The organism is Mycobacterium sp. UM_11, from assembly GCF_001414075.1.
Lineage (GTDB): Bacteria > Actinomycetota > Actinomycetes > Mycobacteriales > Mycobacteriaceae > Mycobacterium.
The window spans coordinates 15,977-37,974 of sequence record NZ_LATC01000045.1; the positions used below are offsets into that span (position 1 = coordinate 15,977).

23 protein-coding genes, 1 tRNA gene, 1 other RNA gene and 1 pseudogene are annotated in these 21,998 nt (G+C 69.3%); 15 read left to right on the plus strand and 11 right to left on the minus strand.

What is annotated here, in order from left to right:
* Positions 1 to 9: 9 nt before the first annotated feature.
* On the minus strand, positions 10 to 1,302 hold the full coding sequence (locus WU80_RS13345) for an aminotransferase class I/II-fold pyridoxal phosphate-dependent enzyme (protein WP_156349537.1): 1,293 nt from the start codon (positions 1,300 to 1,302) through the stop codon (positions 10 to 12).
* A gap of 132 nt (positions 1,303 to 1,434) precedes the next feature.
* Positions 1,435 to 1,529: signal recognition particle sRNA small type (gene ffs, locus WU80_RS25445), an RNA gene on the minus strand.
* A 65-nt stretch (positions 1,530 to 1,594) separates the two neighbouring features.
* On the opposite strand from ffs, the gene WU80_RS13350 reads away from it, so the two are divergent.
* Both WU80_RS13350 and WU80_RS13355 read left to right on the plus strand, forming a co-directional pair.
* Positions 1,595 to 1,680 (plus strand) — tRNA-Ser (locus WU80_RS13350).
* Positions 1,681 to 1,772: 92 nt separating this feature from the next.
* Positions 1,773 to 2,612: a hypothetical protein gene (locus WU80_RS13355; protein ID WP_055403157.1), complete on the plus strand. Its 840-nt coding sequence runs from the start codon at positions 1,773 to 1,775 to the stop codon at positions 2,610 to 2,612.
* Between the two features lie 10 nt (positions 2,613 to 2,622).
* On the opposite strand, the gene WU80_RS13360 is transcribed toward WU80_RS13355, so the two are convergent.
* Positions 2,623 to 3,366, minus strand: a complete 744-nt coding sequence (locus tag WU80_RS13360; RefSeq protein WP_055403174.1) for an enoyl-CoA hydratase/isomerase family protein — start codon at positions 3,364 to 3,366, stop codon at positions 2,623 to 2,625.
* Between the two features lie 14 nt (positions 3,367 to 3,380).
* A complete protein-coding gene (locus WU80_RS13365) occupies positions 3,381 to 3,761 on the minus strand; it encodes a hypothetical protein (RefSeq protein WP_055403158.1) in 381 nt (126 codons plus the stop codon).
* A 143-nt stretch (positions 3,762 to 3,904) separates the two neighbouring features.
* Between WU80_RS13365 and WU80_RS13370 the strand changes: the two genes are divergently transcribed.
* The 3 genes from WU80_RS13370 to WU80_RS13380 all read left to right on the plus strand — a co-directional run bounded on the left by WU80_RS13370 (position 3,905) and on the right by WU80_RS13380 (position 7,525).
* The gene (locus tag WU80_RS13370; protein WP_055403159.1) at positions 3,905 to 4,393 is read left to right on the plus strand and encodes a lipoprotein LpqH; all 489 of its coding nucleotides are present in this window, start codon (positions 3,905 to 3,907) and stop codon (positions 4,391 to 4,393) included.
* Positions 4,394 to 4,487: 94 nt separating this feature from the next.
* The gene (locus tag WU80_RS13375) at positions 4,488 to 6,182 is read left to right on the plus strand and encodes a hypothetical protein (RefSeq protein WP_055403160.1); all 1,695 of its coding nucleotides are present in this window, start codon (positions 4,488 to 4,490) and stop codon (positions 6,180 to 6,182) included.
* Positions 6,179 to 7,525, plus strand: a complete 1,347-nt coding sequence (locus WU80_RS13380; RefSeq protein WP_055403161.1) for a CHAT domain-containing protein — start codon at positions 6,179 to 6,181, stop codon at positions 7,523 to 7,525. Before WU80_RS13375 ends, WU80_RS13380 begins: the two co-directional genes overlap by 4 nt.
* Positions 7,526 to 7,528: 3 nt before the next feature.
* On the opposite strand, the gene WU80_RS13385 is transcribed toward WU80_RS13380, so the two are convergent.
* Positions 7,529 to 7,867, minus strand: coding sequence for a hypothetical protein (locus WU80_RS13385; protein WP_055403162.1), 339 nt, complete (start codon positions 7,865 to 7,867; stop codon positions 7,529 to 7,531).
* Between the two features lie 44 nt (positions 7,868 to 7,911).
* Here WU80_RS13385 and WU80_RS13390 point away from each other — a divergent pair, with 44 nt between their 5' ends.
* The 3 genes from WU80_RS13390 to WU80_RS13400 are packed head-to-tail and all read left to right on the plus strand — an operon-like array spanning position 7,912 to position 11,458.
* Positions 7,912 to 9,225 carry a hypothetical protein gene (locus WU80_RS13390; RefSeq protein ID WP_055403175.1) on the plus strand — a complete coding sequence of 438 codons (1,314 nt, stop codon included), beginning with the start codon at positions 7,912 to 7,914 and terminating at the stop codon, positions 9,223 to 9,225.
* Complete coding sequence (locus WU80_RS13395) at positions 9,222 to 10,358, plus strand: hypothetical protein (protein WP_055403163.1); 1,137 nt, start codon at positions 9,222 to 9,224, stop codon at positions 10,356 to 10,358. Before WU80_RS13390 ends, WU80_RS13395 begins: the two co-directional genes overlap by 4 nt.
* A 29-nt stretch (positions 10,359 to 10,387) precedes the next feature.
* Positions 10,388 to 11,458 carry a dihydrodipicolinate reductase gene (locus tag WU80_RS13400; protein WP_055403164.1) on the plus strand — a complete coding sequence of 357 codons (1,071 nt, stop codon included), beginning with the start codon at positions 10,388 to 10,390 and terminating at the stop codon, positions 11,456 to 11,458.
* Here WU80_RS13400 and WU80_RS13405 read toward each other — a convergent pair.
* Complete coding sequence (locus WU80_RS13405; RefSeq protein WP_055403165.1) at positions 11,453 to 12,727, minus strand: serine hydrolase domain-containing protein; 1,275 nt, start codon at positions 12,725 to 12,727, stop codon at positions 11,453 to 11,455. The two genes, WU80_RS13400 and WU80_RS13405, sit on opposite strands and share 6 nt — an antisense overlap.
* Before the next feature lie 79 nt (positions 12,728 to 12,806).
* Positions 12,807 to 12,968, minus strand: coding sequence for a hypothetical protein (locus WU80_RS26110; protein WP_197281236.1), 162 nt, complete (start codon positions 12,966 to 12,968; stop codon positions 12,807 to 12,809).
* Positions 12,969 to 13,019: 51 nt separating this feature from the next.
* Here WU80_RS26110 and WU80_RS13410 point away from each other — a divergent pair, with 51 nt between their 5' ends.
* The 4 genes from WU80_RS13410 to WU80_RS13425 are packed head-to-tail and all read left to right on the plus strand — an operon-like array spanning position 13,020 to position 16,104.
* Positions 13,020 to 13,193 (plus strand): CsbD family protein, encoded by a 174-nt coding sequence (locus WU80_RS13410; protein ID WP_055403166.1) that lies wholly within the window; start codon positions 13,020 to 13,022, stop codon positions 13,191 to 13,193.
* A complete protein-coding gene (locus WU80_RS13415) occupies positions 13,190 to 13,897 on the plus strand; it encodes a cutinase family protein (protein WP_082459845.1) in 708 nt (235 codons plus the stop codon). The genes WU80_RS13410 and WU80_RS13415 overlap by 4 nt, the downstream gene beginning before the upstream one ends.
* Positions 13,898 to 13,924: 27 nt before the next feature.
* Complete coding sequence (locus WU80_RS13420) at positions 13,925 to 14,911, plus strand: SDR family NAD(P)-dependent oxidoreductase (RefSeq protein ID WP_055403167.1); 987 nt, start codon at positions 13,925 to 13,927, stop codon at positions 14,909 to 14,911.
* A gap of 29 nt (positions 14,912 to 14,940) precedes the next feature.
* Positions 14,941 to 16,104 (plus strand): zinc-binding dehydrogenase, encoded by a 1,164-nt coding sequence (locus WU80_RS13425; protein ID WP_055403168.1) that lies wholly within the window; start codon positions 14,941 to 14,943, stop codon positions 16,102 to 16,104.
* On the opposite strand, the gene WU80_RS13430 is transcribed toward WU80_RS13425, so the two are convergent.
* Complete coding sequence (locus tag WU80_RS13430) at positions 16,088 to 16,474, minus strand: PPOX class F420-dependent oxidoreductase (protein WP_055403177.1); 387 nt, start codon at positions 16,472 to 16,474, stop codon at positions 16,088 to 16,090. The genes WU80_RS13425 and WU80_RS13430 overlap by 17 nt on opposite strands.
* 110 nt (positions 16,475 to 16,584) lie before the next feature.
* On the opposite strand from WU80_RS13430, the gene WU80_RS13435 reads away from it, so the two are divergent.
* Positions 16,585 to 17,148 (plus strand): TetR/AcrR family transcriptional regulator, encoded by a 564-nt coding sequence (locus WU80_RS13435; protein WP_369808533.1) that lies wholly within the window; start codon positions 16,585 to 16,587, stop codon positions 17,146 to 17,148.
* A 6-nt stretch (positions 17,149 to 17,154) separates the two neighbouring features.
* On the opposite strand, the gene WU80_RS13440 is transcribed toward WU80_RS13435, so the two are convergent.
* Positions 17,155 to 18,357: a cytochrome P450 gene (locus WU80_RS13440; protein ID WP_055403169.1), complete on the minus strand. Its 1,203-nt coding sequence runs from the start codon at positions 18,355 to 18,357 to the stop codon at positions 17,155 to 17,157.
* A gap of 8 nt (positions 18,358 to 18,365) precedes the next feature.
* Complete coding sequence (locus WU80_RS13445) at positions 18,366 to 19,199, minus strand: mycofactocin-coupled SDR family oxidoreductase (RefSeq protein ID WP_055403179.1); 834 nt, start codon at positions 19,197 to 19,199, stop codon at positions 18,366 to 18,368.
* A 207-nt stretch (positions 19,200 to 19,406) separates the two neighbouring features.
* Here WU80_RS13445 and WU80_RS13450 point away from each other — a divergent pair, with 207 nt between their 5' ends.
* Complete coding sequence (locus WU80_RS13450) at positions 19,407 to 20,723, plus strand: diaminopimelate decarboxylase (RefSeq protein ID WP_055403170.1); 1,317 nt, start codon at positions 19,407 to 19,409, stop codon at positions 20,721 to 20,723.
* A complete protein-coding gene (locus tag WU80_RS13455; RefSeq protein WP_156349538.1) occupies positions 20,720 to 21,481 on the plus strand; it encodes a rhomboid-like protein in 762 nt (253 codons plus the stop codon). Before WU80_RS13450 ends, WU80_RS13455 begins: the two co-directional genes overlap by 4 nt.
* Here WU80_RS13455 and WU80_RS13460 read toward each other — a convergent pair.
* A pseudogene (locus WU80_RS13460) lies at positions 21,468 to 21,998 on the minus strand (DUF3352 domain-containing protein); the annotation flags it as partial. The gene WU80_RS13455 and the pseudogene WU80_RS13460 overlap by 14 nt on opposite strands.

Consider the following 21,998-nt stretch of genomic DNA (forward strand, 5'->3'; position numbering starts at 1 on the left):
TCGTCGCCCTCAGCGCACACTGAATGCGGACGGTGACAGCAGCGATTCCGAGGCGGCGAGCAACGCGCAGGTGGCCAGCCCGTCGACCGCGTCGCGCAGGTCCGGCAGCGACGGGAAGGTGGGCGCGATCCGGATGTTCTTGTCGTCCGGGTCTTTTCGGTACGGGAACGACGCGCCCGCCTCGGTCACTGCGATCCCCGCGTCCTTGGCCAGGGCCACGGTCCGCCGCGCGGTGCCGGGCAACACGTCGAGGCTGATGAAGTAGCCGCCCTGCGGTTCGGTCCATGACGCGATCTTGGAGTCGCTCAGCCGCTTGTCCAGGATGTCCAGCGCCAACTCGAACTTGGGCGCCAGGATCTGCTGGTGGCGCAGCATGTGCAGGCGCACCCCGTCGGCGTCGCGGAAGAAGCGCAGGTGCCTCAGCTGGTTGACCTTGTCCGGGCCGATCGATTTCTTGCCCGCGTATTGCAGGTACCACGCGATGTTGCCCAGTGAGCCGCCCAGGAAGCTGACGCCCGCGCCGGCGAAGGTGATCTTGGAGGTGGACGCGAAGACGTAGGGCCGGTTGGGGTTGCCGGCCTTGGCCGCCAGCCCGAGCACGTCGACCTGCCGGATGAATTCGTGCGTCAGCGTGTGCACCGCATAGGCGTTGTCCCAGAACAGCCGGAAGTCCGGCGCGGCCGCGCGCATCTGCACCAGCCGGCGCACCGTCTCCCACGAGTAGGTGATGCCGGTGGGGTTGCCGAACACCGGCACCGACCACATGCCCTTGATCGCGGGATCGGCGGCCACCAGCTCCTCGATCAGGTCGACGTCGGGCCCCTCGGCCAGCATCGGGACGGGAATCATCTCGATGCCCATCGTCTCGGTGATCGCGAAGTGCCGGTCGTAGCCGGGGACCGGGCACAGGAACTTGACGCTCGGTTCGTCCTTCCAGGGCCGCTGCGAGTCGACGCCGCCGTACAGCATCGAGAAGGCGACGAGGTCGTGCATCAGCTCCAGGCTGGAGTTGTTGCCGGCGATCAGGTTGGGCACCGGGATGCCGAGCAGCTCGCCGAAGATGGCCCGCAGCTCGGGCAGGCCGTGCAGGCCCCCGTAGTTGCGGGTGTCGGTGCCCTCGCTGTCGCGGTAGTCGTCGCCGGGCAGGCTCAGCAGCTGGTTGGACAGGTCGAGCTGCTGCGGCGCCGGTTTGCCACGGGTCAGATCGAGGGACAACCTCTTGGCCTGCAGATCCGCGTAATCCTGCTGGTTGCGCGCGTGGGCGGCGGCAAGCTCTTCCGGGCTGAGGGAATCCAGCGACACGATGGACCCTTTCGCTGCTCCTGGTGGTGATCGCAAGCGCGGCGAAGCCGGGCGCAGCGGGTCACCACTCATCAAACCCAGTGGCGATCGCAAGCGCGGCGGAGCCGGGCAAAGCGGGTCGCCACTGGTGGATATAGGGGACCCCGCGCACCCGACAGAGCCCATTGACCCTTGCTGCCTTCCGGCCCTGGGGGAGTTCACAGGATAGACGCCGCGCGGGGTCCACCGCGAGTGTAATACCTGGCGCGGACTGACTCGCGGTCGCTATGGCGGCCTCGGTTACCATGGCCACGGAGGATTCGCCTAGTGGCCTATGGCGCTCGCCTGGAACGCGGGTTGGGTTAACAGCCCTCGCGGGTTCAAATCCCGCATCCTCCGCAATTGGTCCGCCATGCGGACCGGCACGAATTGATATGGATTCGGGTTGGCCGCCTTTAGGCTGGCGTGAACTCACCAGCACGAGGAGGGGTATGGGGCGCAAGATTGCCGTGCCGTGGCACCTGCTGTTCTCCCTCCTTGCCGGCGTCCTCTATTTCTTTTTCGTGTTGCCCCGTTGGCCGGAGCTGATGGGCGACACCTCCCATTCGTTGGGGACGGCGTTGCGGATCACGACGGGCGCGCTGTTCGCCCTGGCCGCGCTGCCGGTGGTGTTCAACCTGTTGCGGGTGCGCAGGCCGGAGCTGGGGACCCCGCAGCTGGCCCTGAACCTCAGGGTCGCCTCGATCGTGGCCCACGTGCTGGCGGGCGTGCTGATCATCGGGACCGCGATCAGTGAGATCTGGCTGAGCCTGGACACCGCGGGGCAGTATCTGTTCGCCATTTACGGGGCGGCCGCCGCGATCGCGCTGATCGGATTCTTCGCGTTCTACCTGTCCTTCGTCGCCGAGTTGCCGCCGCCACCGCCCAAACCGATCAAGGCGAAGGAACCCAAGAAGCGCCGACTGCGCCGCAAGAAGGGCGAGGAGGCCGACGGCGAGGACGCCGAAGCCGAGGAGGACGACGCCGAAGCCGAGGAGGACGACGCCGAGGCCGAGGAGGCCGAGGCGGAGGAGGCCGAGGCGGAGGACGCCGAGACCACCGAGGCGGAGGAGACCGAGGCCGTCAAGGCCGAGACCGAGACTCCAGAGCCCGAGGCACCCGAGCCCGCCAAGGCGTCCGCCCCGGCGGATGAGGCCACCCCGGAGCCCGAGGAGACCTCGGAGACCGAGGAAGCCCAGGCCCGGCTGCGCAATCGCCGCCCGACGGGCAAGGGGTCGCACCGGATGCGGCGCCGGCGCACCCGCGGTGGGGTGGCTCTCGATGAGGAATAGCCGGCGCTGATCAGTCGCGCCGCCGCAGGCGCTCCACGTAGTCGGCGATGCGTTGCAGGGTCTCGTCCGCCCCCCACATCCGGCGGACCTCGTCGTCGATGGCGCCGCCGTCGCGAATCCGCGCCAGCGTCGGCGCCCGCAGTTGGGACTTGGTCTGCCGATAGGCGCCGGCCGGGATGCCGCCGAGATCGGTCGCCTCGGCCACCGCCGCCTCCAGCAGGTCGTCGTCGACCAAGCGATGGGCAAGCCCGCGCGCCACGGCGTCGTCGCCCCGGTAGTTAAGACCGCCCAGCAGCACTTCCTCGGCGCGATCCCCGCAGGCGTAGCGCATGACCTCCAGCGCGGCGACCGGGAACGGCACGCCGACGCGCACCTCGGCCGCCCCGATCTGCGCCCGCGGGCCGATGAGGCGGCGGTCGCAGGCGCAGGCGAGCACGCAGCCACCCGCGATGGCGGCGCCGTTGATCGCGGCGACGGTCGGACCGGGATAGCAGAACACCGCCTCGAAGGCCGCGGACAGCGCCGGGACCAGCCGATCGGTATAGCCCGCGCCGCCCTCCACCACGCGGTTGAGGTCGACCCCCGCGCTGAACGCCCGGCCGGCGCCGGTGATAACCAAGGCACCGGCATCCGCGCGGCCCAAATCGCGAACCACCGAGGTCAGCGCCTCGAGCAGCTCGATGTCCTGCGCGTTGACGGGACCCGACGACAGGGTCAGCACCCGCACGTCCCGGACCGTCTTGACGTCGATCATGGCCACCTCCTCGGTCAACGGCTGACGGCCGCGATCACGACCGGGATATCGGTGTTCTCGTCGGTGTGATAGCTCGCGCACACGCGGTGGTAGCCATCGGCGATCTGCAGCGGGGCGCCGGTCGGGAAGTCGCCGCGCACCAGCAGGATGGGCGACAACGGTTGGCCCTTCTCGATTTTCGTCAGGTCCGCGGCGACGTGCGGGTTGTCGACCGGCAGCAGGCCCAGCCGCGCAGCACGCAGGATGTCTTTGGCCTTCCGGTGCGTCACGGTGCCGGCCTTCAGCTTCTTGATCACCTTTTTCACGGTTGCCGAGTCCGCGAGCATGGTGAGGTAGTCCGCCGCCGCCGGAAAGTCATGGGCCTCAGGCTTTTCCAGCCACTTCACGCTCAGCATCGCGGGCCTTCCCTTCGTCAGCCGACCTCGACGCAGCCTACCGGCTCGGCACCGCGAAATTTGGGATCGGTAGCGAATCGGGCGTTCTGTACTTGCGCCATGGCGACGCCATCGGGGCGGCGCATGAGGGAAGGAAACCGCAAGTGAAACGTCTTCTCGCGGCTGCGATTGGGACACTTGGCGCCGCATCGGTGCTGGTGGGGTGCTCCAGCGGCGGCCACTCAGCCAGCCCGGCGTCGAGCACGGCTCCCAGCGTCTCTACCGGTACCGGCACGAACGCACAGGTCAAGGTGGGCGGCGCCGACCTGGCGGGCGTGAACCCCGCCTCGGTGACCTGCGTCAGGACCGGCGGCAAGATCGACATCGGCAGCGGCTCCACGGGCGGCCCCCAGCAGGCGCTGGCCGTGGTGATGACCGACGCGAACCCCCCGACGGTCGAGTCGCTAGCGCTCTTCGTCGACGGCAACGCGCTGTCGGTGAGCAACGGCATGGGTGCGAAGGTCGGCTCGGCCAACGTGGCGGTGGACGGCAAGACCTACACCATCACCGGGCAGGCCCAGGGCGCCGACATGAAGAACCCGATGGCCGGAATGATCACCAAGGACTTCAGCATCAAGGTGACCTGCGGCTGATCGGCTGCGACCGAGCGGCGGACGCGCTCACTCACGCGTCCGCCGCTCACCGCTTTCCCTGCCCACGCGACACTTTCGGACTTATGATGCAGCCGTGTTGATCCCCGACGAGCTGGACAACGCGCGCCGCCTGGCCTTCGCGGGCGACGAGGCCGGGGCCCGCGACCTGTTGCTGTCCCTGATACCGCACATCGAGCGGGAAGATCGGGACGATCTCATGCTGGAGGTCCTCGCACAGCTCGGCGAGATCTACCTTGACCGCGGCGTGAATGACGGGGTGCGCGAATCCATCCGGCGCATCCAAGACTGCGTGGCGATCTACGCGGGGATGCCCGCCGACGCCCACAGCACACACCTGGTCCGCCGGTACTCGCGCCGGGCCCAGTTCCTGCAAGCCGGTTTGGCCGCCGCGATCGGCGATCACGACGGCGCGGCGACGGCGTTGGCGGCGTTGGAGGACCGCGGCGCCGATCTCCCCCGCCTGGCCCAAGAACACGCCCGGCTGCGCATCCATGCCCGGGTCTTGTGTGCCATCGCGCTGTGCGATGACGACCTGCACACGCAATCAGTCCCGTTGTGGGAGAAGGTCGTTAGCGACTTGAATGACTATCGCGACACCGGCGAGGACGCCGACCACGCCCGGGTTGTCGCCGGCATCGGGTACGGCAAATTCTGCGTTGACACCGGGCGGCTGGCGGAAGCCGATCCCTGGCTGCGGCGCGCGGAAGCACGGGCCCGGGCCAACGGTTGGGAACTGGCCATGGCCCGAGCGCAATTGGAGCGCGCGGCGGCGCGCTGGGCGGCGAACGACCACGCCGGCACCGAGCAACTGGTTTCCGAGGCTTATCCCGTCATCGCGCGGCACGCCCGCACCCACGACATCGCCCGCTGCTGGCTGTACCTGGGACTCACCCGGCTGGGTTCCGGCGCGCTGGAGGCCGCCGACGAGTGCTGGGAACACGCCGAACGGCACTGGCGCGAACTGGGCAAGCCCCTGTATCTGCACCGAATCTTGTTGCAACGCAGCTGGATAGCGATCTTCTGGAGCCGCTTCGCCGACGCCGTAGAGTTGATCGCGCAGGCGCGCGAACTGCTCGACTCGTCGCCGCGCAGCAGCTGGTTGCAGTACGCGCTGCTCGACAGCCATCTCGGTACGGTGTGGCGCGCGGACGCGCTTGCGGACCTGGGTTTCGACAGCTCGGGCGACCCCGACGAGACGCTGCAGGAGACCGAGGCGCGGCAGGCGGAGGGACTGGGCATCCTGCACGGCGAGATCGGGACCGACGAATACTGGCGCGGCATGACCAAGCTCCAGCAGGCCGCCGAGCTCAAAGTGCCGGCCGCGCTGGCGGTCGACTCGGTGCGGTACTCGATCGCCGACGCGGACGCGAGGGCACGCTGGGCCGCCACCGTTTCGGGCCCCGTCCTGGCCGGCGCCTTCGCGGTCGCCTGGGAATGGGAGAATACCGAGCTGATCAGCGAGCTCGTCGAATACCACAGCGCGCGCGGCACTTTCGATACGGGTCCACAGCGTCCGCAAACCGGTGAATGGGCGTCGACGGCCACCGCGCCGGTGCCCGTGGAGACCGACCTCGAGCCGGTCCCGGCGCTGGCCGCGTCCGGCCCCTCGGCACCCGGCGGCGCATCCCTGACCCGGCTGGGACCCTTGCCACCGCTGCGGATGCAGCCCGACGCCGAGCCGATCCTGAGCCACTATCGCGAGCTGGCTGCCCAGCGCTACGGCCGCGACGTCACCGCGGCCGAGCCCGCCTGGTCGACCTGGCGATGAGCGACGCCGACCGGGCCACCCTGATCCTGCGGTACGCCGACGTCGGGATCGCAACGTACGCCAGCTTGCGCGTCGTCGGGCAGCCGTCGAGAACCGTCACCTGGCTGGTCGAAGAGCCGCTGTTGCTGGCCGCGCTGGAAGAGCTGGCGGGTGCCCTGCCCGAGCCGCACGGCTCCGAGGGCAGCCGGGACGCCATCGAGCGCGCGCTGACCACCGGGGCGTTCGCGGCTCAGGAGGGCGAGCTGACGCTCGCCTACATCCTCGGGGTGTTGTTGATCGGATCCCCGGGCTGGCAGCTGTTGGCCGAGTGCGTGGCCACGCCGCGCGCGGTGCTGCTCGTCTCGCCCAGCGCGCGACTGGCGCGCGTGCCCTGGGGGCTGCTGGCCGTGCCGAAATCGGGCCCCAGCAAGGAGGAATTGGTGCGCGCCCGGCAGGAGGCCATCACCGCCAGCGGCCGGGCCGCGGCCCGGATCCCCTGGCAGCTGGCCGATATCCGGCAACACACCGACGGCCACCGGCTGATGGAACTGGTCGACGTCTTGATGGCGGTCCCGCCGAACATCGTGCACTCACCGCGGCTGGCGGCCGGATGGGACGCCAGGAAGGACGGTCCGCCGGTGCTGGTCCTCGACCCCCGGGTGCCGGGCCAGCGCCCCGACTCCGCGCTGGGGTCGGTGCTCGGCAGGCCGGGGCCGGAAACGCCGCTGGCGCGGCACTTCACCGACGTGATGGGGCAGCGGCCGGTGCTTCCCGCCGTCGAGACGGCGGTCGAGCTGTTCCGCCGGCAGGACGCGGACCGCACCTGGCTGGCCAAGCTGCTCGCTCAAGCCCCGAGCCGGCTGCTTTACGTGGGGCACGCGAGTTCGGCGGAAGGCCAAGCGGATCGGGCCGCGCTGCACCTGGCCGATACGGCCGACATCCCCGGCGACGCCGACCCCATCGGTGACCACCGCCCGCTCACCGCGTCGGACCTCATCGCCCTGCAACTGCCGATGCCGCCGCGGGTGGCGATGCTGGCGTGCGGCTCGGGCGGGGACTATCAATTCGACGAGGCCACCGGACTGGTCGCGGCGATGATTCTGGGTGGCGCGCAGTTGGTGACCGCCACCCTGTGGTCCCTGCCCACCACGGCGGCGTATCGGCAATTCGCCACGGGGGCGGCCGATCCGATGGCCGAGGCCGTGGCGGCCGTGGATCGGGCCCACGAGGCCGAGGCCGACGCCGGGTGTGCGGTGAACCGTTGGCAACGGGCACAAATGCGCCGCTGGCGCGACGGCGACGCGACGGCCAGCCCGCTGTATTGGGGCGCCGTGGTCACCTTCGCGGTCGACGGTGCACGGTAGCGCTCACAGCGAGGCCACCCATGCCGCATGGACGGCCAACACGTCGTCGGGGAGCGAAAGCTCCTCGCGCGCAGCGGGATCGAAGGCGACCAGGACGACCAGGCCGGGCCGCAACATTGACAAGTCGAGGTCGTCGCCGCAACGGGCCAGCTTCCCGATGAACGTCTCCCCGGAAACCGCGACGACTTCGATGAAAATTTGACGCTCGACCGCGCGCACGGTGCCGACGCCGACGGCACGGTCGGCGGCGCTCCGGCGCCGGGCGGACCTGATCCGGTCGACCAGCAGCCACAGCTTGTTCATGCGACCAGCGTGAAGCCGCCAGCCGGCTACCGAACCCAACTTTTCGGCTGCCGCATTTCGCGCGCTGCCCCTATTCTGTGCAGATGAGCGCGGATTCGCAGCTGGCCGTCGCGGTCGGCCACCCACGCCGCTCGGTGATCGAGGCGGCATGGCGGGCGATCGGTGCCGGCGTGGAGGTGCTCAGCAGCGACGACGGCGGCCCCCTGAGCCGCACCGTCAAACGCATCATCGATCCGCTGGTGCTCCGGTTGCGGTCGAATCCCCAGTACTCGGCGCCCGTCGTCAACCCGGAGACGGCCGCCGCGATGCGTGACCTGATCGTCGGCAGCGGCCCCGAATTGCGCGCGGCCGCAGCGTGGTTCGAGGTCCTCAAAATGGAGCGGCGCAGGCAGCGCATCCGCGCCGGAAACGCCCAGGAACTGTACTTCCCGGTGTGCTTCGAGCTCGCGGTGACGAAAGGCCTACCGGCAGCGGAGGATCGCGAGACCGCGGCCGCGGTGCTGGCCGACATTCACCAGGGTCGCGACCGCACCGCGATCGAGGTGCTGCATCAGTACATGGCCGATGGTGAAACGGTCGCCAAGCTGGCCGATCAGCTCGATCGGAGCTGGCGCGACGTGCGGGCGGCCGACACGGTCACCGGCCCGTTCCTGGCCGAACTCGCGACCGTCCTCGGCCCGGCCAACAGCCACCGCACCGCGACGGCGCGGCAGCGCGTCTGGCAGGCGATGATCGCCGACACCACGCCGTACAACCTGGGGGCGCTGGCCCGTGTCGAGTCGGCGGAACTACCCTGGTCGATCGTCGATCTGGGCCTGAGTTCGGTTGCCCCGCAACGGCCCCCGCGCGTCGCCGGCGGCGCCGACAGCGACCGGCCGTTGGACCGCAGCGTGGTGGACCGGGTGCGCGCCACGCTGCGGCGCGCGCTGGACCGCGATGCGTTGCCCGATATCCCGCTGCTATGCGAGGAGGAGGTGGACCGGGCCTGCGCGCCCTGGGGGCTGCTGGCCGAGGACAAACAAGCAACGCTCGTCGCGGGCATCGAGATCGCGGTGGAACTGGCCCCACTGGATCCGTCCGTCGCCAGCTGCTACGCCCTGGCGGCGCAGATTCAGGCGCGGCTGCGCAAGGAGGCCTACGTGCTGCACGCCCGGCGCTACCTCGCCGAGGGCGGCCCTATCCATCCGCGGCAGCGACAGGTGGTCGACGACCTCGCCGCGTACGCCCAGCCCTACCTGAGCCGCCTGTGGGCGCGGCTGCACGGGCGCGACGTGTGGCAGGAACCGTGCGACGACGTCGATGATGTGCGCTCGCTGCTCGAGGGGGTCGCGCGGTCGGTGAGCCTGGACCACCGGCAGCGCATCAAGGCGATGCTGGAATTGCAGGTGGCCGGATGAGATTGGTTGCCGACTCGGGTTTGTGGAGCACCGGCCCCGCCAGCGAGGCGTCGCCGCTGGCGGCGGTGCTGGAGGTCAGCGGGGCCGTGTTGTCGTGGACCCTGGACGAGCCCGACGACCACGATGCGGCAACCCACATCACGTTCACCGATTTGGGCCGCGCGGACTGGCTTTGGCGGATCCTCGGCGAATCCGGCCATGTCGCCCTGGTTTCCGCTCTGGAATCGGCGGACCGGCCGCACGGCATCGACCTCGCGGGCGTGGACATCGTGCCCGGCTCGCTGCGCCGGCTACGCAGGCTGGCCGTGGGCCACTGGCTGCGGCGCTGGTGGCCCGCCAGCCGGCAGGACGGCATCGCCGGGCTCGACCGCGCGCTGCTGGACCTCGAGGTCGCGCTGCTCACCGCAGGCGCGCAGGGCTACTTCGCCGACGACACCCTGGATTCGGACGTCGCAGGCTTGCTGGCGCCGCACGCCGCGGCCCTGGCCGCGCACCTGGCGGACGGCGACCCGCGCGCGTCCGATTTGGTGCGGGCGGGCGCCGACCTGGCCGACGAAGTGGGGGTGGACGGCCCCGGATGGCCCGAACTCTTTGCCGCCCTTGATGATTCGGGCCTGGCCCTGGCCGTCCCGAGCGGGCGCCAAGATGACTACGCGCTGGCGGCCGGCGCCGCCGCGGGCCCGCGCACGGTGGCGCCGATCGCCCGTGGTGCCGCGTCCGTGAGCTGGGGCGGGGTCCCGCCCGCGATCTTCGATGCCGGTGAGAACACCGTCGACTGGACGGTGGAGGCGGCCGGACCGGCGGTGGTCGCCCGGGTGCGTGCGGCCGTCATCGGGCCGGACGCGCCGACCGGCGTGGCGGTGCGACTGCGCTCCGGGGCCTTTTCCGGCGCCGGCGCCCTGGACGCCGCCGGCCGCGCGACCCTGCAGCTGGTCGACGCCGAACAACGCCCCCTCACCGAATCGGCGGCCTGGGACCACGACTGGTCGGTCACGTCGGTGCTCGTCGGGGCCGAGACGACGGAGTCGGCCGACACCCGGGAGCGGGTGCGCCGGTGGGCGCGGGCGCGGCTGGACCGGCCGGCCGACGACGCCTTCCTCGCCGAAATACTGGCGGCCGAATCCGCCTACTAACGTGGACCGCGATTCCCTATGCTGAGCGAGTGCCAAACAACTATCGCGTGGTTCAGTGGAACACCGGCAACGTCGGCAAGAGTTCGCTGAAATCGATCGTCGCCAACCCCACGTATGAACTGGTGGGCTGCTACGCCTGGTCGGCGGAGAAGGTCGGCCGCGACGCCGGCGAGCTCGTCGGGATCGCACCCGTTGGCGTGGCGGCCACCAACGACGTCGACGCGCTACTGGCGCTGAAACCCGACTGCGTGGTCTACAACCCGATGTGGATCGACGTCGACGAGCTGGTCCGCATCCTGTCGGCCGGCGTCAACGTGGTCACCACCGCGTCGTTCATCACCGGGGGCAACCTGGGCAACGGCCGCGATAAGTTGGCGCAGGCCGCCGAGTTGGGCGGGTCCACGATCTTCGGTTCCGGCGTCAGCCCGGGATTCGCCGAACTGCTGGCCATCGTCTCGGCGATGGTGTGCAACCGGATCGACAAGGTCACCGTCAACGAGGCCGCCGACACCACGTTCTACGACTCACCGGAGACCGAGAAACCGGTGGGTTTCGGCCAGCCGATCGACCACCCCGAGCTACCGGCGATGGCCGCGAAGGGAACGGCGATCTTCGGCGAGGCGGTCCGGTTGGTGGGCGACGCGCTCGGCGTGGAGCTCGACGAGGTGCGCTGCGTGGCCGAGTTCGCCCAGACCACGGCGGATCTCGAGATGGCGTCCTGGACCATCCCCGCCGGATGCGTGGCCGGCGTCTACATCAGCTGGCAGGGCATCGTCGGCGACACCACCCTGATCGACCTGAACGTGCGGTGGCGCAAGGGCCAAACGCTCGAGCCGGACTGGAAGATCGAGCAGGACGGCTGGGTCATCCAGATCGACGGGCAACCGACCGTGACCACCAAGGTCGGCTTCTTGCCGCCGCCGTACTTCGAGGCCACCACGATCGAGGAGTTCATGGACCTCGGCCACATCATGACCGCGATGCCCGCGATCAACGCGATCCCCGCCGTCGTGGCCGCCGCGCCGGGCATCGTCACCTACGCCGACCTGCCGTTGACGCTGCCGCGCGGGAACGCCCACGTCGGCGTCAAACACTCATAGGGCCGCTTTGCGCCGGCCGGTCTTGGCGTAGGTGGCACCGAGCTGCGGAACCGGCAGCGGACCCTGTTCGCGGGCGGCCAGGATGGCGTTGCGCAGCGGACGGGCAAGTCCCGCAAAGGATCCCATGTCGAAGAGCAGGGGCGTGAGCAACCGGTTGTGCACGAATCCGAACGAGCTGCCGGTTTCCGGGTCGGACCAGCCCAGCGTTCCACCGAGACCGACGTGGCCGAAACCGCGCAGCAAGCCGGGCACCGGTGATTCGTGGTAGCCCAGGTGAAACGGCATGGGCACCACCATGTTTGCGTCCGGCCACTTCCGCCGGGCGCTGCCCGCCAGGCCACGCGCGAGGTCCTCGGACAGATACTTCTTGCCGTCGATGCGACCGTCGTTGGCCAGCACGGCATACATCTTCGCCAGCCCCCGGCCGGTGACCACGCCGTTGGCGGCGGGCACCTCCCCGTCGAGGAAGGGGGTGTCCCCCTTGAGCAGCGAGATGATGCCGGGGAAGTACATCGCACCCAACGCACCCGAGAACGGCAGGCCGGCCATCTTGGGGGCGATGAAGTTGAACACCGGGGCCCGCAGCCTGCCCTGCGGGATGAGGATCTCCGCCGGCTTGGTGGGCGAGCCCTCCGGGGGGCGGCCGAGGTGTAGGCCGTCGGTGTCGAGGGGGCGCGCGACTTCCTGGCGAATCAGTTCGCGCATGCCCTTGCCCGTCACCGCCCGGGCCAGACCGGACAGCAGCCAGCCGTAGGTCAGCGCGTGATAGGCCTGCACGCCGCGCAGATGGTCGACCGACGCGGCGGCGAGGCGCTCTTCCATCAGCACGTGGTCCATCAACTGCTCCTTGGTCACGCCCCGCAGGTGTGACAGCCCGGAGCGATGCCGCAGGACGTCGCGAACGGTGATCTCCGCCTTGCCGTTGGCGGCGAACTCGGGCCAGTATTCGGCGACGGGCTCGTCATAGGACAGCAGGCCGCGGTCGGCCAGCCGATGGATCACCGTCGACGCGACCCCCTTGGTCGCCGAGAACACCATGGCGCCGGTGTCGGCGGTCCAGGGCTGGGCACCGGCCCGATCCGACCATCCGGTCCAGACGTCGACGACGGGCACGCCGTCGATGTACACGCTCAGCGCCCCGCCGCCGAATCGGCGGCCGGGAAACAGCTGCCCGAACAGCCTGACGACGTTGGCGAAACGGGGGTCGGCCGCGCCGGAGACTCCGCGCGGCAGGCCATCGTCGGCGACCAGAAGGGCCGACGGTTTCACGGCGCCCCGACGCCCCGCTACCACGAGACGAAGCTATCAGTCCGCCCTCTGGCACTGCGGACGTTTTGGCATCGCGGCGCTACGCGGGCGGGGCCGGGGGGTCGGGAGGCTCGGGCGGCGGCGTGGGCGAATCCCCGAGATACTTGCGCAACCGGAGCAGTTGGTTGACCACGATGCCGATGCCGAGCAGCATCAGCACCACCACTATTGCCACCACGATCGCGGTGCTCACGAAGTCCATGATGGCAGGGTGGGGTTTCAATAGCTCCCCTAGCGGGGTAGCCAGAGCGGCATGAGTAACGAGGACAAGCTGAAGAACAAGATCGAGGACCTTGGTGGCCGGGCCAAGGAGGCCATCGGCAAGGCGACCGGCGACCACGAGACCAGGGACGAGGGTCGGGCGGATCAGGCCAAGTCGAGCCTGAAGGACGCCGGCGAAAAGGTGAAGGACGCGTTCAAGAAGTGAGTGGTCACCCCGCGCGGCGCCGGCTGCCGGTGCTCGCCGGGTTGGCGGCGCTGGTGGCCGGTGCGCTGGTGTCGAGCGCTCCCTCCCCGTCGGCGTCGGCGGAACCCTGCCCGGATGTCGAGGTCGTCTTCGCCCGCGGGTCGGGCGAGCCGCCCGGCGTCGGCGGGATCGGCGGGTCGTTCGTGGACGCGCTGCGTTCGCAGCTCGGGTCCCGCTCGCTCGGCGTGTACGCGGTCAATTACCCTGCCAGCACGGACTTTTCGAATCCGGGCTTCCCGGCGACCGTCGTCGACGGCATTCGCGACGCCAGCTCGCACATCGAAGCGACGGCCAAGAATTGCCCCAACACCCGCGAGGTCCTCGGCGGATACTCGCAGGGCGCGGCCCTGGCCGGCTACGTCACGTCGGCCGCGGTCCCGCCCGGCGTGCCGGCGTCGGCGGTGCCCGCGCCCATGCCTCCGGACGTAGCGAACCACGTCGCCGCCGTCACCCTTTTCGGGACGCCGTCGGGCGACTTCCTGCAGAAGTATCACGCACCGCCGCTGTCCATCGGGCCGCTCTATCAGCCCAAGACTTTGGAGCTGTGCGCCCAGGGCGACCCCGTGTGCGGCAGCGGCAACGGCAACGATTTCGCCGCGCACGTTTCCTACGGGGCCAACGGGATGACTAACCAGGCCGCCAACTTCGCCTCCAGTCATCTGTAGGCCGGACGGCCCTGCAAAGATCGCACCATGCGCGTTTTGATCACAGGCGGCACGGGGTTCGTCGGCGGCTGGACGGCCAAGGCCGTCGCCGACGCGGGGCACGACATCCGGTTTCTGGTGCGCACCCCCGCCAAGCTGGAGACATCCGTGGCGAAGCTGGGCGTGGACGTCTCCGACTTCGCCGTCGCCGACATCACCGACCGCATGGCGGTGCGCAAGGCGCTGGATGGCTGCGATGCCGTCGTGCACAGCGCCGCCTTGGTGGCCACCGACCCGCGCCAGACGACGCAGATGCTCACCACCAACATGCAGGGCGCCCAGAACGTCCTCGGCCAGTCGGTCGAGCTGGGACTGGATCCGATAGTTCACGTGTCCAGCTTCACGGCGCTGTTCCACCCGAACCTGGAAACGCTGACGGCGGATCTGCCGGTGGTCGGCGGGGCCGACGGCTACGGAACTTCCAAGGCGCAGGTCGAGATCTACGCCCGCGGGCTGCAGGACGCCGGCGCGCCGGTGAACATCACCTATCCCGGCATGGTCCTCGGCCCGCCCGTCGGCGACCAGTTCGGTGAGGCCGGCGAGGGCGTCAAGGCGGCCGTGCAGATGCACGCGATCCCGGGGCGAAGCGCCGCCTGGTTGATCGTCGACGTCCGCGATTTGGCCGCGCTGCACGCGGCGCTGCTGGAGCCCGGCCGCGGGCCGCGCCGCTACACCGCCGGCGGCCACCGGGTCCCGGCGGCCGAGTTGGCGACGCTGCTCGGCGAGGTCGCCGGCACGCCCATGCTGTCGGTGCCCATCCCCGACACCGCGCTGCGCGTCGCCGGCGCGGTGCTGGACCGCGCCAATCGCTTCCTGCCGTTCGAGACGCCCTTCACCTGGGCCGGGATGCAGTACTACACGCAAATGCCGGCGTCCGATGATTCGCCCAGCGAACGCGAGCTCGGCATCAAGTATCGGGATCCGCAGGAAACCGTCGCGGACACCCTGGCGGCCTACCGCGCGGCCGCGACGTAGGGCGCGCTCCGCGTGAGGAGGTCCGACCGATGAAGAGCGTGACTTGCACCAACGCGCGGCTGGACGTCGCCGACCTCCCCGCCCCGATTCCGGCCAAGGGCCAGCTGCTGCTCGAGGTCCTGCGGTGTGGCATCTGCGGATCGGACCTGCACGCCCGCCGCCACTGCGACGAGCTCGCCGACGTGATGGCCGAGTCCGGTTACGACGCGTTCATGCGGTCGGACCAGCAGGTCGTGTTCGGCCACGAATTCTGCGGCGAGGTGCTCGATTACGGCCCCGGCACCCGCAAGGCCCCGCGTCCCGGCACGCCCGTGGTCGCCCTGCCGCTGCTGCGCCGCGGCAAGGAGGTGCACGGGATCGGGCTCTCGACGATGGCGCCCGGCGCCTACGCCGAGCAGTTGCTCGTCGAGCGGTCGCTGACCTTCGCCGTGCCCAACGGGTTGTCGCCGGAGATCGCCGCGCTGACCGAACCGATGGCCGTCGGGTGGCACGCCGTCCGGCGCGGCGAGGTGAGCAAACGCGACGTCGCGATCGTCATCGGTTGCGGGCCAATCGGTCTCGCGGTGATCTGCATGCTCAAGTCGCACGGTGTGCGCGCGGTCATCGCCAGTGACTTCTCACCCGGCCGCCGCGCCCTGGCCACCGCGTGCGGGGCCGATATCGTCGTCGACCCCGCGCAGGACTCGCCCTATGCGACGGAGGCGGGACGCAAACACCTGCACGGCATCCTGGAGGCGTTCGACCTCGCGGTCGGGACGATCGAGAAGCTGCAGCGCCTGCGCCTGCCGTGGTGGCACCTGTGGCGCGCCGCCGACGCTGCGGGCGCCGCGACGCCCAAGCACCCCGTCGTCTTCGAATGCGTCGGCGTGCCCGGCATCATCGACGACATCATCGCCCGCGCGCCGCTGTTCTCGCGCGTGGTCGTCGTCGGTGTTTGCATGGGCGCCGACCACATCCGGCCGGCCATGGCGATCAACAAAGAGATCGACCTGCGGTTCGTGCTCGGCTACACGCCGCTCGAGTTCCGCGACACCCTGCACATGCTGGCCGACGGCAAGGTCGACGTGGCGCCGCTGATCACGGGCACGGTCGGGTTGGACGGCGTCGCCGCCGCGTTCGATGCGCTCGCCGACCCCGAGGCGCACGCCAAGATTTTGATCGACCCGAAGAGCGACGCTAAGCGGCCGGGCTGATCTCCAGCCCGACGTGCACCTTGTCGATGCCACCACGAACGATCGAGTGCGCGTAGAACCACCAGGCGTGATACCAGTACCGCTTGAGCACGGCGTTGTAGACCCGCCGGGTCTCCGACTTCGGCAGCACCCGGGCGATGCCCTCGACCGGCTCGCTCTTCGGTTTGCCCAGTGATCCGCTCCTGGCGATCGTCACCCGCGGCGTGTTGTTGATCCGTTTGACCTTCCACGAGCCGTCGTCGGTGATGACCAGAAGCTTGTCGCCTTCTGGCACACCCCAGATCGCGGTCGGTTTTGGGCGGCCGTCTTTGGTGAACGTCGTCAGGAGCAGGTACTTGGACTGGATGATGTCCCGGAAGCTGGCGGCCACGCTGTGATCCTTCACTTTCTGAAATGTTCGGTCAAACTGTTCCCCGGCGCTGCATCTTCTAATCATGGGCGTTGTTGATTCCCGGTGACCGGCCAATTTAGGGTCCGGTGGTGGCCAGGGACTCGACGACCCGCGACTTGCTCATCGACGCAACGATCCAGATCATGGTCGACGAGGGCTATGCGGCGGCGACTTCGCGCCGGGTGGCGGCAAAGGCCGGCGTGAAACCGGCCCTGGTGCATTACTACTTCCCCACCATGGACGAGCTGTACCTCGACGTGTTCCGGCGCGGCGCCGCCGCGTACTTGGACCGCCAACAACGGGCGCTGGATTCGGACCACCCCCTGCACGCCTTCTGGGGCACGCTCATCGAGCCGAAGGACACCCGCCTGCTGCTGGAATTCATGGGACTGGCCAATCATCGCAAGGAGATCAGGGCCGAGATCGCGGCGTGGTTCCAGCGGTGGCGCGAGATGCAGACCGCCGCGCTCGATTCCATCGTCCGCGAACAGGATCTGGACACGGCCGATTTCCCGCCTGCCGGCATCGCGGTCATCATCGCCGCCGTCGGTCGCATGCTGATCCTGGAGCAGGCGCTGGGCGCCACGACCGGCCACCTCGAGGCCGTCGCGCTGGTGAACCGGGTCATCGACCGATTCGAAAGGCCGGGTTAACCCGTTTCAGGGCAACACGACTCGCAGCCGTTCCCAGCCCCGCACGGTTGAGGTCGACGCCAATTGCGCCGTCTCGTAGTCGATCCCCCACTCGGGCCAGCGGTTGAGGATCTCGTCCAGCGCCACCCGGCCCTCCAGGCGAGCGAGGTTGGCGCCGAGGCAGTAGTGCACGCCCTTGCCGAAGGTGATGTGCGAGATGTTGTCGCGACGGATGTTGTAGGTGTCGGGATCGGTGTAGCGGCGGTGATCGCGATTGGCGGCGCCGAACAGCAGCAGCATGGCGCTGCCGGCCGGCACCGTCGTGCCGTAGCACTCGAAATCCTTTGCCATCCAACGGGCGACATGAGGCCCCGTCGGTTCGAATCGCAGCGTCTCGTCGACGGTCCGGGTCAACAGCGACCGGTCCTCATAGACGGCTCGGCGCTGGTCGGGATGCTCGGCGAGCACCTTGGCCAACCAGCCGATCAGCCGGCCGGTCGTCTCGTTACCCGCCCCGGCCACCACCTGCGTGTAGTGCAGCACCTCCTTGCGGGTCAGCTTTCGGTGCACCCCATTCTCGTCGTCGAACTCGACGTTGAGCAGTGTGGTCATCAAGTCGTCGGAGGGGTTCTTGGACCGCCACTCGACATAGTCGGCGTAGATCCGGCCGTCGGCGATCGCGTCGGCGTCGGCGACCTTCATCGGTGCCCCCGGCTTGGTGCGCAGGTTGGCGTCGTTGGCGTCGCGCACCGAGACCTGTTCGGACTCCGGGATTCCCAACAGCATGCCGATCACCCGCATCGGCATCATGGAGGCGAGCTCGGCGATGATGTCGAATGACGCGGACCCGACGAGCGGATCCAGGCACCGCACGCAGTACCGCCGGATCTGGTCTTCCAGTTCGGCCATGCGGCGCGGGGTGAACACGCGAGACATCAGGCCGCGCAGCCTGGTGTGCTCGGGCGGATCCTGGAACATCATCACCCCGCCGGGCATGTCGAACTTCGACTGGATGAGCTCGAGGATGTCGCTGCGCCTGTTGGAGAACGTCTCCCAGTTGGCCAGCGCCCGTTCGACATCGGAATGCCTTGACAGCGCCCAGAAGTCGTAGCGCTCGTTGTAGTAGATGGGCGCCTCTTCGCGCAGCCGCGCGTAGGTCGGGTACGGGTCGGCGATGATGCCGGTGTCATAGGGGTCGTAGTAGACATCGGTATCGTTGGCGACGGTCATGGTTTCCTCTATTTCAGGCAGCTGCCGGCGTCCACCGGGAGCGCGACGCCGGTGATGTAGCGGGCTTCGTCGGAGGCCAGGAACAGCACGGCGTTACTGATGTCCTCGGGCGTCACCCAGGGAATGGGCAGGTAGTGGAAGCTCTGGCACACGGGCGCGAGGTCTTCGGGTCCGGGGTTTTCCAATTCCGGCCTGAACGCGCGGTACGTGGCCTCGTTCATCAGCAGCGGCGAGTTCACGTGGGTCGGGAGGACGGCGTTGACCCTGATCATTCGTGGGCCCAATTCGACTGCGAAGGAACGCATCAGGCCGATCACGCCGTGCTTGGCCGCGACGTAGTGGCCGACGTGCGGATAGGCCTTGAACCCGGCCACCGACGACGTCAGGATTACCGAGCCGCCGCGGTCACCGCTGAGGATGTGTGGGACGCCGGCCTTTACCGTCTTCCACACGCCGCTGAGGTTGACGTCGATCATCTCCTGCCACAGCGCCTCATCGGTCTTGTGCAGCTTTCCCGCGGTCGTCCCGATGCCGGCGTTGGCGACGATGACATCCAGTCGCCCCAACTGTTCGACGCCGCCGTCGACGGCGGCCCGCAATGCGTCGAAATCGCGCACGTCCACTTCGGCGGTGACGACGCGGCCGCCGGCGTCCTTGACCAAGCCGGCGGTCTCGTCGAGGTCTTCGGGTGTGGCGCCGTCCGCGGGTGACGCCTCGAACTTGCGGCAGATGTCGACGGCGATGATGTCGGCGCCCTCCCGCGCCAGGCGAACGGCGTGACTCCTGCCCTGCCCGCGCGCGGCACCGGTCACGAATGCGACCTTGCCATCCATCCGGCCCATCGCCACCTCCATGCGCAGCCAATTTGGGCGATCGCCCAATTTCCCGGCGCACCCATGTCTAGCAGCGCGGAGAGGAGCTAGTCAAGACGCCGCCGCGAAGCGCCTCGATCGCGCCCCGTGTTCCAAACCTGTGAAGATTTGCGGCCCGGGTGTGAAAGCTTCGTTAAGAACGCGGCACGCCCGCGATCGGCCCGGCACCGTGGAGGCATGACGCTCTTCGAGCTGCTGCCATCGCTGAGGCACGGGCAGAACCCGCACCTCGATCGTGCGATCTGGCCGCTGAGCGCCTACGTCGACGACCTGGGCCGGCTCTGTGTGGGCGACGTGGCCGCCGACGACATCGCCGCCGAGTTCGGCACCCCCACCTACGTGGTGGACGAGGAGGATTTCCGGGCCCGCATCCGCTGCTATCGCGCCACGCTCCCCGACGCCGAGCTGATCTACGCCGCCAAGGCCTTGTTGAGCGTGGACGTGGCCCGGTGGGCCGCGGACGAAGGGGCCGGCGTGAACGTCTGCTCGGCCGGCGAGCTGGCCACCGCGCTGGCCGCCGACGTCCCGCCGTCGCGCATCGTCCTGGACGGCGTGATCACGGCGGCCGAGTTGTACGACGCGGTCGCGGCCGGCGTCGGGCGGATCGTCATCGACACACCGAGCGAGGTCTCGCTGCTCGCCTGCCGGGTGCGTCATCCGCAGCGCGTCCTGTTGGGGGTCATCCCCGACGTCGGGGCCATGGACCAGAAATTCGGCTTCGCGCTATCGGGGGGCCAGGCGGCCGGTGCGCTTCGGCGTGTGCTGGATCAGCCGTGGCTGGACCTGGTGGGGCTCCAATTCCGGCTCGGCTCGCAGCTCACCGACCCCGCGGTCTATGGCGACGCAATCCGGCAGACGATCGGCCTGATGGCCGAGGTCCGCGACCGTCATCGCGTGGTGCTCAGCGAACTCAACCTCGGTGGCGGGCACGCGATCCCCTACCTGTCCGGCGACGCGGAGCTAAACCTGCGGTCGCTCGGGTCCACCATCGACGAGGCGCTTGATTCCGCCTGCGCGGAGCACGACTTTCCGCGCCCGAAGATCGTGATCGAGCCGGGCCGGGCGATCGCCGCGCGCGCCGGAATCACCCTGTGCCGGGTCATCGCCGTCAAGCGCCAGCCCGGCGGGCACACGTTCGTCGCGGTGGACGGCGGCACGGGCGACATGCCCCAAGCGGCAAGCCGAGGTGTGAAATACACGGTGGCGCTGGCAAATCGCCACCGCCCGACCGCGACCGCACCGGTCACCGTGGTGGGCCGGCATGGTGTCGGCGACGAGATCGCCCGCGGCATCGAGTTGCCCGCCGACATCCGGCCGGGAGACCTGCTGGCGGTCGCCTGCACCGGCGCCTATCAACATTCGACGGAATCCAGCCGCAGTCTGCTCGGCCGCCCGCCGCTGGTCGCGGTCTCCGGTGGCTCGCCTCGCGAACTGGTCCGCCGGGAAACGGTGGCCGACCTGCTGGCCCGCGATCGCGGCTGGACCGGTCAATGATGCTGTCCGGCACGGAGGTTCGTCCCCGCGCCGACCGATTGCGGGTGACGGCGGCGTACACCGTGCTGCTGCTGGCGGTCTCGGTCACCCTGACGGCACTGGGTGCCCACACGCGCGCCGCTGTGGTCCGGGAAATGAGCACCAACCTGCATAACCTGGCGCACGGCCACTTGGGTTCCTTGGTGGGTAGCGCGTTCGTCAGCGACGGCGGCGACGTATACCTATGGCTTCCGGGGCTGGTGTGCTTGCTGGCGCTGGGCGAACTCATCTGGCGCGGAAGGGGTTTGCTGATCACGTTCGCGGTCGGGCACATCGGCGCCACCGCGATCGTCGCGGTGGGTCTGGTCGCCGCGGTGGAGACGGGATGGCTGCCGTTCTCGGTGGCGCGCGCCACCGACGTCGGGATCAGCTACGGCGCGGTATGCGTGCTCGGCGCCCTGACCACGTCGATTCCGTTGCGCTGGCGGCCGGCCTGGATCGGTTGGTGGCTCGGCATCGCATTGGTGGCAACGGCCGACGCGGACTTCACGGCGTTCGGTCACGTGCTGGCGCTTCTCCTCGGCATGGGCTTGTCGCTCCGCTTGCCCTCGATCGCGCGCTGGACGCCCGTGCATGCGGCGTTGCTCGTCGTTGGCGCCGCCTTCGGCTATTTCGTTCTGTCGGGCTGGTCGTCGTCGGTGGCGCCCGCCGCCGGGCTGACCGGGGTGCTGATCGCCACGCTCCTGGCCAGTCGGGTGATGCGTTCTACCGCTGCGTGATCGTCTCGACCTGGTAGCGGCTCGCCGTCCAGGGCGGAGAGCCGGGCACCGGCGTCAAAGTGATTGTCAGCTGCGCTTTCCCCGCGGTCACCGATTGCGGCAAGAGGTACGTGTCGTCGAGCCAGCGGTGAAAGTTGTTGGCGCGCGGCTGTAACCAGTTGCCGACGGGGACGCCGTCGATGGCGACGTCCGCCGATTGGAAACCATCGGCTTGATCCGAGGTGCGACGCAGCAGGACACCTCGGTTGTCCGGGTCGGTTTCCAGGTGGAACGTGATCGGCGCGTTGGTGGCGCGGACCGACCCGACGATCGGATGCGTGTCGTCGGCGCCCTCGTAGTCGCTGACCAAAAGCTGGTCCGTGTCGTCGGCGTCGGTGTAGCCGTGCAGAAGTCGACTGACCGCGTCACCGGGACGGACGTCGTCACCCTGAGCGAGAGTGTCGTTGGGTTGCGTATAGAGGAAAGCGGTTGAGCTGTAGTCCGGTTGCACCATGTTGCGCCTGTCTCTTATACACAT

What these genes read in the sequence shown, in the direction of transcription:
- WU80_RS13445 (WP_055403179.1), bottom strand. Translation starts at nt 19,199, where the DNA reads ATGGGCCGGATGGATGGCAAGGTCGCATTCGTGACCGGTGCCGCGCGC.
- WU80_RS13360 (WP_055403174.1), bottom strand. Translation starts at nt 3,366, where the DNA reads ATGATCGACGTCAAGACGGTCCGGGACGTGCGGGTGCTGACCCTGTCG.
- WU80_RS13395 (WP_055403163.1), top strand. Translation starts at nt 9,222, where the DNA reads ATGAGATTGGTTGCCGACTCGGGTTTGTGGAGCACCGGCCCCGCCAGC.
- WU80_RS13440 (WP_055403169.1), bottom strand. Translation starts at nt 18,357, where the DNA reads ATGACCGTCGCCAACGATACCGATGTCTACTACGACCCCTATGACACC.
- WU80_RS13455 (WP_156349538.1), top strand. Translation starts at nt 20,720, where the DNA reads ATGATGCTGTCCGGCACGGAGGTTCGTCCCCGCGCCGACCGATTGCGG.
- WU80_RS13355 (WP_055403157.1), top strand. Translation starts at nt 1,773, where the DNA reads ATGGGGCGCAAGATTGCCGTGCCGTGGCACCTGCTGTTCTCCCTCCTT.
- WU80_RS13425 (WP_055403168.1), top strand. Translation starts at nt 14,941, where the DNA reads ATGAAGAGCGTGACTTGCACCAACGCGCGGCTGGACGTCGCCGACCTC.
- WU80_RS13380 (WP_055403161.1), top strand. Translation starts at nt 6,179, where the DNA reads ATGAGCGACGCCGACCGGGCCACCCTGATCCTGCGGTACGCCGACGTC.
- WU80_RS13450 (WP_055403170.1), top strand. Translation starts at nt 19,407, where the DNA reads ATGACGCTCTTCGAGCTGCTGCCATCGCTGAGGCACGGGCAGAACCCG.
- WU80_RS13390 (WP_055403175.1), top strand. Translation starts at nt 7,912, where the DNA reads ATGAGCGCGGATTCGCAGCTGGCCGTCGCGGTCGGCCACCCACGCCGC.
- WU80_RS26110 (WP_197281236.1), bottom strand. Translation starts at nt 12,968, where the DNA reads ATGGACTTCGTGAGCACCGCGATCGTGGTGGCAATAGTGGTGGTGCTG.
- WU80_RS13410 (WP_055403166.1), top strand. Translation starts at nt 13,020, where the DNA reads ATGAGTAACGAGGACAAGCTGAAGAACAAGATCGAGGACCTTGGTGGC.
- WU80_RS13420 (WP_055403167.1), top strand. Translation starts at nt 13,925, where the DNA reads ATGCGCGTTTTGATCACAGGCGGCACGGGGTTCGTCGGCGGCTGGACG.
- WU80_RS13365 (WP_055403158.1), bottom strand. Translation starts at nt 3,761, where the DNA reads ATGCTGAGCGTGAAGTGGCTGGAAAAGCCTGAGGCCCATGACTTTCCG.